The following is a 10,124-nucleotide window of genomic DNA, read 5'->3' on the forward strand; positions in this document are numbered from 1 at the left end:
GTGCAAAAGTACCTCCAACTTGAGTGAACATCATAGTAAGACCTAATGATAATACAGATGCTGCTTTGATAAATGGTTTGAAATATTTTTTCATAAATTTTTCCCCTTCCGCTCTTTTTAATTGTAAACAACACTTTACTCATGTAAATGTCGCTTTACATGTAAATGATACTATTAATAGAAAAAATTCTCAATTATTAAATTTACATTATTTAATATTTATTTATTTCGAATTTTAATAATTTTCGGTATTTTATTGATGCAAATAATTTATTTTTAAAATAAAAAAAAAGCTGGCTTGTAAATATATATAAGTCAGCTTTTTTAGGTTAAATATAAAATGTATCAAGTATATTATCTTTTTCTTCTTTGTTAATTCCAATATATTTTAAGGTAATTTGTGGTGTACTATGATTGAGTATTTCTTGTAGCATAGCAACATCCTTAGTTTGTTTATAGAACCAATAGCCGAAGGTTTTGCGCATGGTATGGGTACCGATAGACTCTACACAGGCAAAATTTCCGGCTTTTTGCAATTGTCGATAAACCTGGATTTTACTAATGGGTTTGTCTCCTTTTCGGGAAGGAAATAACCAGGTGTTATCTAGAGTTTGAGTATAAGAGTATACCTCATCAAAAATGGAAGTAAGGTTAATCATGCGTTCTTTCTTTGTTTTTCCTTCTTTGATTTTGAATTCCTTTCGTTTCTTTCGTTTTAACTTTAGTATAGTTTGCGTTTCAAGTTGGAGTAGATCACTGACACGTAGTCCTGTATGAATTCCAATTAAAAATAGTATATAGTCTCGTTCGGAACAGTGGCGTTTTAGGGCCCATTTCATGTCTTCGATCTGTTCTTTGCTACGGATAGGTTGGACATCAATGAGATGTGGTTTTTTGTTCATGGATTTATGACCTCTTTATTTATAGTGTTTTGAATGTATACTTTTGTTGTGTAAATTGAGGATATCAGGGGAATCAGTGAGAAGTCAATGTTTAAAGGGAAATGAATGTAAACTAATAATAAAAAGTTTACATAAGATAAAAAGAAAATGATATTTGTTAATTATGTTAAATTTATGTATTAATGATAGAATAATCAAATAGATATAGAAAAAATGCAAGTGAGGGGTACATATGAGAATAAAATGGGTCGAAATTAAAAATTTTAGGTCGATTAAAAATTCTAAAAGATTTTATTTGAATTCTAGATTTAATATATTGGCAGGTAAAAACGAATCTGGGAAGTCTAATGTTTTAAAAGCTTTAAAGAGTTTTAGTGATAATAATTTTATAGAAGAAGATAAGTGTCATTATAGTGAAGGAGATCCATCTGTAACAGTATGTTTTGTTATAGATAGTAAAGAAGAATTGAAAGATATTTTTACTAGTCAATATAAATATTCAAATAATATTAGTGAATTTATAGTTGAAAGAAGTAGTGGTAACGGATCAAGATTTTCTGGTGATATAGCTGATGTTATATTGAATGCAGGGGTTAAATTTTATGAAAGTAAAGAAGAATCATTTAAGTCAATAATAAAAGATGTTAATTTATTATTAAGAGATTTGAGTGAAAAATATGATGTTAAAACTTTTCTTCCTAAAGCTAATTTTAGTTTTTTAGATATAGTTGAGTATAGAAGGTTTTTTGATTTTTTAAGAAGTAGTATATGGGATGAGGATGGTAATGAATATGATTATGGTGATGAAGCAATTATAAGTGCTTTAAAGGGTTTTTATAGAGATTTTAGTAGTCTTATGATTGATGGGGATCGGTTTTCAGCTTTTCTTAGTAATTTAGTACCTAATATTATATTGTTTAATTCTTTTGAAGATCATCTCCCAGAATTTATTACTAAAGGGGATATTGAGAGGCCAGTTATTAAAAACTTTTTTAGTTTAACTTCTTGTAATCCAGAATCCTTGTTTAATGCATCTGGTAAGGAAAGAAGTAAACTTATAAACAATATATCTACATCTGTTACTGGTGATTTTCAAAATTATTATAATCAGGATAAAATTAAAATTAAGATGAATGCAGATGGAGAAAGAGTTTATTTTGAGATATATGATGATAACGATGAAATTAATCCTTTTTTCATTTCTCAAAGAAGTCAAGGATTTCAATGGTTTTTATCTTTTTATATAACATTAAATGCAGAGAAAAAACAAAACTCAATAATTTTAATTGACGAGCCAGGATTATTTTTACATGCTAAGGCACAAGAAAATGTATTAGAAATGTTAATAAATTTATCGGATAAACATCAAATTGTTATAACTACTCATAGTCCGTATTTTATAGATCCAGACCGTTTGGATAGGGTGAGTTTAGTAATAAAGGATGAAGTTACTTATACCTATGTTGAAAATAAAGTACATAAAGGTTCTGATTATACTACATTAACACCTATTATTACTGCTATTGGTTTAGATATCACTAGAAATATAGGTTTTTCTAAGGATTTTAATATATTGACTGAAGGTATATCCGATTATTATTATTTACAGGCAATGAAAGAATATTTAAGAAAAGAATATTTGTTAATGGATTTTAATATTATTCCAGCTCAAGGAGCTAATTCTGTTTCTAATTTAGCAAGTTTATTGATGGGGTGGAACTTAAAATTTATAGCACTATTTGATAATGATAGTGAGGGGAAACGAAATTATAATAAAATCAAAAAAAATCTTTATTTAGAAGATGATTATTTATGTTTTGTTTCAGGAATAGAGAATACAGCTATTGAAGATTTGTTTTCGCCAGAAGATTTTCAAAAATATATTCTTGAAGAGTCAAATATTAAGAAAAGTAATTCAGATAATGTGAAAAATAAAGAAAAACCTTTGTTAGCTAAACTTTTTAATGAAAAAGTTATGAATTCCCAAGATGAATTAGTATTTTCTAGTGTTACGATTAGCAATTTTATTGATTTGTTTAAACGACTTTCATTAATTATTGAGGACGTACAAATAGTAGTAGATAGCAAAGAAGAAGTTTTGTAAAAAAAAATAAATGTTATGTGGGAGGGTACAGGTTTATTTAATCTGTACCTTTTTCTGTTTTTATACAAGAAAAAATCCCCTCATGTTATAATTGAAAGCGACCAAACCAACAATTAGAGAAGAGGGGTTTTTATTGTATATATTTACTTTTAATTTCTATAAGAATCATAGCATAAAATGTTCCTCTTCTCTAGTTGAAAATCTTAGAAAAGAGGAGAAAGATTATGTCAAAGCTCGTCAATTTAGAACAAGCTGAAAGAAATGCAAGATTGAGAGATATCGAGAATTCAAAGATCTTGTCAGAAGAAGAGATGTACATAGCAAATGAGCTTCAAGCAAAAGCTAATTCGCATGGAATGAAGTTAGTACCTGAACGGAAGATAAAAAACAAAGCTAAATTTGCTCAAATTATTCAAGAGAATTGGTTATATCTCATTCAAACTAATTATTTAAAAAACGAAGAAATTATGTTTTTAAACAAAATCATTGGATTTATAGGTTTCCGTTCTAATTGTATTGTTCATGATATTAATGCTAAAGAACAATTACCCATGACTCAAACAGAAATTGCAGACAAAATAGGATCTAGTAAAAATACAGTTAGTAGATTAGTAAAGCAATTAATTGAAAAAGGCCTCATTGGACGTTTTGAATCTGGTAGAGACGGAATTAATGCTAGAATGTATGCATTGTACATAAATCCTAATGTAATTCTTTGTGGGGATCGTGACAATATTAATCAAACACTACAAACTATGTTTATAAGAAAACCTAAAGAATTAAAAAATTTACCCATTAAATTAGTGTAACCTGTATGAATCTCATACAGGTTTTTTTATATTTTTTATAGTTATCGAATTCGATAACTAAAGTTATCGAATTCGATAACTATAAAAAATCCCAAATCCCTTGGTATTACTCACTTTTTCCTACTTTTATATACTTGTCCCTTCTCACTCTCTATATAAGGAGCTAAAAGTTCCGCAAGGAACGGGTCGTATTTTCTTTCGCTTTGCTACAGAAAATCTCCACCCTTTTCGCTTTGCTACATCCTTGCAAAACTTTTTTCGGCTCGAGTTTGGATATCACCAAGCCGATACATCCAAAAGCAATTATTTGGGATCATCGGCTTGAATTGCTATTATACGAGCCAAACCGCTAGTGTTTTCGCCTAATAATTTCACTTACCACATTGCTAAATACGTTATACGTGGGGGCTCGTCCCCACACGACGAACCAGCCTCAACCCCAAAAGCAAAGGAAAACCTTCTTTTAAACCTGTTCATTTTGCTTTTTAAGCGTTTGTTTTTGTTTTGGCGACAAATAGTATTGTTTTAGATTTATATCTTTTAAAAAGGATTCTGAAGCGTTTAAATAGCATCTTGTATTTTGTTGTTATTTATTTCTAGATTAAGGATTCATATGTATTTAATGTTTATTGTTTTCTTTTAGTATTTTAAAGTAATGTTTGATTGCAATTTATTAAAAATATCATGTCGTTAGTGAGTACTCATATGGAGACATCAAAGGGACTTTGTGTACTCACTGAGTCTGCATTTAGGGACACAATGGGGACATTTAGTCAGTTTTGTGTCGTCAGTGAGTGGACATCCTGGAAATTTTCGTGTACCCACGTTTAAACTAGGCTCCGCCTAGTCCCAACCCCTAGTTGGGCCCAAAAACCCCTTATGCTCTTCTCTCTTTTTTGATTCGGAATTTCCAATTTTATAGAAAAGCTTGTTTTTCAATTAAAAATTACTATGTTAAAAAACAAATAATTAATTTATGTGCATGTAGGAAGGTTTAGGGGATCCCTATTTAGGAACAAAGTTCATGAAGATGTTTAGGTGTTTGTTTAAATATTTTTAATAAGTGTTCATCTAAACGAGGTATTTATCTGAACAACATCTAAACACCTGATATAATAATGTTTATGGGCACTGTTCAGATGCTGTTTGTTTGTTTAGATAGGAGTGATTTAAACAATGATTAGGGAAAAACATGAATTAATTTGGCTATCGGCTGAAGATATAGCAAAACAAGTTGGTGTATCTTCAATGACAATTAAACGAAATTGCAATACTTATGAAGAATTTATTCTATTCAAACAGGGGGAGAAAAATAAGTATTATATTTCTTCTGAATGTGTGGATGTTTTAAAATTTATTAATAAACTTCGAAATAAAAAGAATGTCCCTCATAAAGAGATTCTAGAAGTATTAGACAAAGAAGGTTTTAAAAAATATATTGCTGTTGATATGGAAGTTGTTCAGGAAAACACATCTAAACAAACATTTGAACAGACTATGTTTACCTTAGATGAAGTGAGAAAGATAGTTGCGGAAGAATTAGAAAAAGCAATGGAAGATCAAGTAAATAAGAAAGATGAACAAATTATGTATTTGATGAGAGAGATTCAAGATTTAAAAAGAATTATGATAGAAGAAAAACAAGCAATATTAGAAATAGATTCATCCAAACAACAAGTAAACAATGAAGAAGTACAAGAGATTAAAAAGGAATCGTGGTGGCGACGCATGTGGAATCGCTGAGTCCTGGCGTTTATGCCGCGAAAGTTCCTTGACGATGAGGGGAACCCTCATGCAAACTCGCCAGGGGTGGCCCCAGAAGGGCGGTTTTTGCCCGCTGGGGTTAGCTTTGGGAGTTTGAGGGTTCGGAGGCTCGTAGTCAAGGGAACCGTGGAATAAAAAGCGAGGACGGACCCCAGGACAGGGCAAAAACCAATGTCTTCGCCAAGATTCGTGGTTCTACTGTTAGAAAAAGGCGAATAAGAATATAGCATACATATAATAAGGGAATGCAGTATAGATTGGTCTACAAGCATTCCCTTGTTTATTAATTTGAAATTATATTTGAAAAATAAATATATAATGTGGTATGTGAAATTTTGATAAAAAACTCATTCTTTATGTATATAGAATGAGCTTTTTATTTGTTATGTTGAATGAATACTAATTATTTTTATTAAAAATTTTTCTATTTTCAAGCCATTGTTGATAATCTTTTTTACTATGTTCACCAATTAGCCTTTTTTCTTCTTTACCATTTTTATAATGTATAATTGTCGGTGTTCCTTTTATATTATATTTTTCCCATCCTTCTTCAAATTCTTGAAGATTAAATGTTTTAACATTGATATTTTTTTCTTCATTTAATTCGCTTAATAGAGGTGTAGTCTTTTTACAATGTTCACATGTTGGGCTATAAAAATAGATAGTAATATCTTTATTTTTACTTAATATATTTTGAGTTTCTTTTGGAGTTGTTGCATTTTCGCTTAGAAAATTTTCTTTTTTATTGTTATTTTGATTTTTTATTGTAATTACTGAAAGTAAGATAAATATTGTAATAATTATAGTTGATGTAAATATTATTTTTTTCATTTATTTCACCTTTTTTTGTTTGTTTAAGATCCAAAAATTCAAGATAAATATTAGTGTAAAAGCAATTAATGCTAAAAATGGGATTGTTATAAAGCCTAAAAGATTAATGTATTCTCCTGAGCAAGGTATTCTCCCGCAAAAATTATTATTAGTAGAAAATAATTCTGTTTTTTGTATTAGGTAGTGATAAATAGAAATACTTCCGCCTATTGTTGATAGTATAAGTATATATAAAGATTGTTTAAAATCTTTTTTTATAAGTGATATTGTTGTTATAAATACTAAAGGATACATGAATATTCTTTGGAACCAACAGAGTTTGCAGGGTTCATAATTTAGTATTTCAGAGAAAAATAAACTTCCTAATGTTGCAATTAAAGAAATAACCCATGTTAAAAATATTGTATTTTCTATTTGCTTGTTTGGTTTCAATTTAAAGATCCTTCCTATGCTTTTTTATTCTTTACTGAAGCTTTTTTTAATGCATTTTTTAAGTTTACTATTTTTATTTCATTATTTTTGTATGTTTTTGTATCAGCGCTAGATATAAGAATTGATTTTATATCTGAATTTGTTAAATTTGGATTTTCATTAATCATTACTGCAACTATTGATGTTATAACAGGAGTTGCTGCAGAGTTTCCAGTAAAATAGTCTTGTTCTTTATTGTTTGCTGTGGTTGTTAGTAATTTTTCACCAGGTGCAAATATATTTATGTTTGATAAATTTAATGAATTAGTTATTTCTTTTTTGTCATTTATGCTTCCTACACTAATTACTCCTTCATAAGCAGCTGGATAATAATTTATAGATTTACTATCATTTCCTGCAGAAGCAACAATTGTTATGTTTTTTTCTAAAGCTTTTTTAATAACTGTTTGTAGTTCAGGAGTATCTTTGGTAGTACCTAAGCTTATATTTATTATCTTTATATTGTTATCTATAGCTATATTGATAGCTTGTATAAGTTGTTTAGAAGTCATTCCTAAGTCTGTACCTGTTTGAATAGATAATATATCACTTTTTGGAATTAAACCTCCTGGCTTAGTATGACCGTTTCCATTACTAGTTAGTATTCCGGTTACCATTGTACCGTGTCCTTGTTGAGATGTTTGAGATGTTTGATCTGTGAATTCTTGTTTAATATTACTTTTTTCTAAGAAAGTATTATCTAATTTTACACCTGTATCAATAACTGCAATTTTTGGTGTGATTTTTTTGTCATAAGGTAAAATATCATTGGCATTGATTTGTTTTAGTGGTTTACCGTATAACCCAGAATTTAAATAGTTAGTATATTTTTTATAAGATATAAAACCACTTGTTAAAATTATACTAATAGCAATAGCTATATATATGTATGTCTTTTTTTTCATAATATCATTCCTATCATTTTTCGTTTTGTAAAGTTTACTTTACGTAAAGTGAACTTTACGTTATAATATATTTAAATATTAATAGTTAGGGGGGGATATGGATGCAAAATAAAATTCCTGAAATAAGAAAGCAATTTAATTACTCCCAAGAACGATTTGCAGCAGAGTTAAATGTTTCTAGACAAACTGTTATTTCTATAGAAAAAGGCAAATACAACCCTTCATTACCTTTGGCAATGAAGATTGCTAAATTATTTAACTTAAAAGTGGAAGATATCTTTATTTTAGAAAAGGAGGATTTATAATGAATAAACGTGTTTCATTCTTAGGTTTAGGCTTATTCTTTAGTTTATCTACATTATTATTTTATTTTGTAATTTTTATGGCTGGTGATTTTGAATTTCCTCTTCCTTCTCTTACTACACTTTCATTGGCTATATTATGTTTTTCTATATGGTATGTATTTCCTGATATTCAAGCTAATGATGAAAGAGCACAGTTTGTAAAGAAACAAGCTATATTTTCTACATTTTTTGCAACTTTATTTTATGTAGTGATTTTCACTTTAATTGTTAATTTTACTGATTTTTCTTTTGGTATTAAAGAGATTTTACAAGTTTTAATAGCATTAATTATTGTTACAAGTTCTTTAATGTTAGTTATAACTAATAAGAGAAATTAAAGGACTTTCTGCTTAGCAGAAAGCCCTTTAATTTCAATTTTTAAAGAGATTAAGCTCTACCTGCTTTACCGATACACCAACCCCAGTTACCACCTGTAATAGATGCTGCAGCATAGATACAAGGTGCGCAAGCTGCTCCACCTGTTCCAACACATGCACCAGCGCAAATAGCAGCGATTGTTCCAGCTACTGCCCAGCTAATTCCAAGATCACCTGTTACACAATTTTTGAATACACTCCAAGACCATTGTGGTTCTACATCTGGTTTTTCTAAAATTTGATCGATTGTATTTTTACCGTTGTCCCAAGTTTTTAATTCAGCAGTTTCAGAATCTACCATTTTTAAAGATAGTTCGTATGTAGACACAATATTTTGATTTTTATCAACAAAAACAGCTACCCCACTGATTTTTTCTAAGTTAGTTGAGTCTTTAACAGGTACTTTTACTAAAGTTTGACCATTTTTTAAATCAACTACAGTAGAATCATTGAATTCTAGATTTTCTTCTGTTAAATTATTAAGTTTAATGTTTTCTTTTTGAATGTTAGATTGTGTTAATTGGATAAGTTCAGATTTTTCATTGCCTTTAATTTCTTTAGTACTAGCTTTAAATTCATTAGCTTTTTCTACATAATAACTTTCTGGTCCATTCGTAGATGCTTGATCATTAGTTTGTGCAAAAGTACCTCCAACTTGAGTGAACATCATAGTAAGACCTAATGATAATACAGATGCTGCTTTGATAAATGGTTTGAAATATTTTTTCATAAATTTTTCCCCTTCCGTTCTCTTTAATTGTAAACAACACTTTACTTATGTAAATGTTACTTTACTAAAAATAGTTTTTAAAAATTATAAAATTTCATTATAGAATTAAAGGACTTTTTAAAATAAGTCCTTTAATTAAAGTTTTATAAATTAAGCTCTACCTGCTTTACCGATACACCAACCCCAGTTACCGCCTGTTACAGATGCTGCAGCATAGATACAAGGTGCGCAAGCTGCTCCACCTGTTCCAACACATGCACCAGCACAAATAACGCCGATTGTTCCAGCTACTGCCCAGCTAATTCCAAGGTCATTAACTACACAATTTTTGAATACACTCCAAGACCATTGTGGTTCTACATCTGGTTTTTCTAAAATTTGATCGACTGTATTTTTACCGTTGTCCCAAGTTTTTAATTCAGCAGTTTCAGAATCTACCATTTTTAAAGATAGTTCGTATGTAGACACAACATTTTGATTTTTATCAACAAAAACAGCTACCCCACTGATTTTTTCTAAGTTAGTTGAGTCTTTAACAGGTACTTTTACTAAAGTTTGACCATTTTTTAAATCAACTACAGTAGAATCATTGAATTCTAGATTTTCTTCTGTTAAATTATTAAGTTTAATGTTTTCTTTTTGAATGTTAGATTGTGTTAATTGGATAAGTTCAGATTTTTCATTGCCTTTAATTTCTTTAGTACTAGCTTTAAATTCATTAGCCTTTTCTACATAATAACTTTCTGGTCCATTCGTAGATGCTTGATCATTAGTTTGTGCAAAAGTACCTCCAACTTGAGTGAACATCATAGTAAGACCTAATGATAATACAGATGCTGCTTTGATAAATGGTTTGAAATATTTTTTCATAAATTTTTCCCCTTCCG

General features: G+C 29.2%; 11 protein-coding genes. 5 read left to right on the forward strand and 6 right to left on the reverse strand.

The window, feature by feature from the left end:
* Positions 1-329: 329 nt before the first annotated feature.
* The gene (locus tag ACTFR3_RS30100; RefSeq protein ID WP_439963326.1) at positions 330-902 is read right to left on the reverse strand and encodes a tyrosine-type recombinase/integrase; all 573 of its coding nucleotides are present in this window, start codon (positions 900-902) and stop codon (positions 330-332) included.
* A gap of 232 nt (positions 903-1,134) precedes the next feature.
* Between ACTFR3_RS30100 and ACTFR3_RS30105 the strand changes: the two genes are divergently transcribed.
* From ACTFR3_RS30105 to ACTFR3_RS30115, 3 genes are all read left to right on the forward strand, one after another.
* A complete protein-coding gene (locus ACTFR3_RS30105; protein ID WP_098236246.1) occupies positions 1,135-3,006 on the forward strand; it encodes an ATP-binding protein in 1,872 nt (623 codons plus the stop codon).
* A gap of 224 nt (positions 3,007-3,230) precedes the next feature.
* Positions 3,231-3,815 carry a MarR family transcriptional regulator gene (locus ACTFR3_RS30110; RefSeq protein WP_098236245.1) on the forward strand — a complete coding sequence of 195 codons (585 nt, stop codon included), beginning with the start codon at positions 3,231-3,233 and terminating at the stop codon, positions 3,813-3,815.
* A 1,176-nt stretch (positions 3,816-4,991) separates the two neighbouring features.
* Positions 4,992-5,558, forward strand: a complete 567-nt coding sequence (locus ACTFR3_RS30115; protein WP_439963331.1) for a hypothetical protein — start codon at positions 4,992-4,994, stop codon at positions 5,556-5,558.
* Positions 5,559-5,978: 420 nt separating this feature from the next.
* Here the strand turns inward: ACTFR3_RS30115 and ACTFR3_RS30120 are convergent, their stop codons facing one another.
* The 3 genes from ACTFR3_RS30120 to ACTFR3_RS30130 are packed head-to-tail and all read right to left on the reverse strand — an operon-like array spanning position 5,979 to position 7,786.
* Positions 5,979-6,410: a thioredoxin family protein gene (locus tag ACTFR3_RS30120; RefSeq protein ID WP_439963332.1), complete on the reverse strand. Its 432-nt coding sequence runs from the start codon at positions 6,408-6,410 to the stop codon at positions 5,979-5,981.
* On the reverse strand, positions 6,411-6,842 hold the full coding sequence (locus tag ACTFR3_RS30125; protein WP_114556597.1) for a disulfide oxidoreductase: 432 nt from the start codon (positions 6,840-6,842) through the stop codon (positions 6,411-6,413).
* 14 nt (positions 6,843-6,856) lie between these two features.
* Complete coding sequence (locus ACTFR3_RS30130) at positions 6,857-7,786, reverse strand: S8 family peptidase (RefSeq protein ID WP_439963333.1); 930 nt, start codon at positions 7,784-7,786, stop codon at positions 6,857-6,859.
* Between the two features lie 101 nt (positions 7,787-7,887).
* On the opposite strand from ACTFR3_RS30130, the gene ACTFR3_RS30135 reads away from it, so the two are divergent.
* Both ACTFR3_RS30135 and ACTFR3_RS30140 read left to right on the forward strand, forming a co-directional pair.
* The gene (locus ACTFR3_RS30135; protein ID WP_098321848.1) at positions 7,888-8,091 is read left to right on the forward strand and encodes a helix-turn-helix transcriptional regulator; all 204 of its coding nucleotides are present in this window, start codon (positions 7,888-7,890) and stop codon (positions 8,089-8,091) included.
* Positions 8,091-8,468 carry a hypothetical protein gene (locus ACTFR3_RS30140; RefSeq protein ID WP_439963334.1) on the forward strand — a complete coding sequence of 126 codons (378 nt, stop codon included), beginning with the start codon at positions 8,091-8,093 and terminating at the stop codon, positions 8,466-8,468. The genes ACTFR3_RS30135 and ACTFR3_RS30140 overlap by 1 nt, the downstream gene beginning before the upstream one ends.
* Before the next feature lie 49 nt (positions 8,469-8,517).
* On the opposite strand, the gene ACTFR3_RS30145 is transcribed toward ACTFR3_RS30140, so the two are convergent.
* A complete protein-coding gene (locus tag ACTFR3_RS30145; protein WP_439963335.1) occupies positions 8,518-9,237 on the reverse strand; it encodes a hypothetical protein in 720 nt (239 codons plus the stop codon).
* A 150-nt stretch (positions 9,238-9,387) separates the two neighbouring features.
* A partial coding sequence (locus tag ACTFR3_RS30150; protein WP_439963336.1) for a hypothetical protein occupies positions 9,388-10,124 on the reverse strand: 737 nt, incomplete at its 5' end.

It is taken from the genome of Bacillus cereus group sp. MYBK14-1 (genome assembly GCF_051916885.1).
Classification (GTDB): Bacteria; Bacillota; Bacilli; order Bacillales; family Bacillaceae_G; genus Bacillus_A; species Bacillus_A cereus.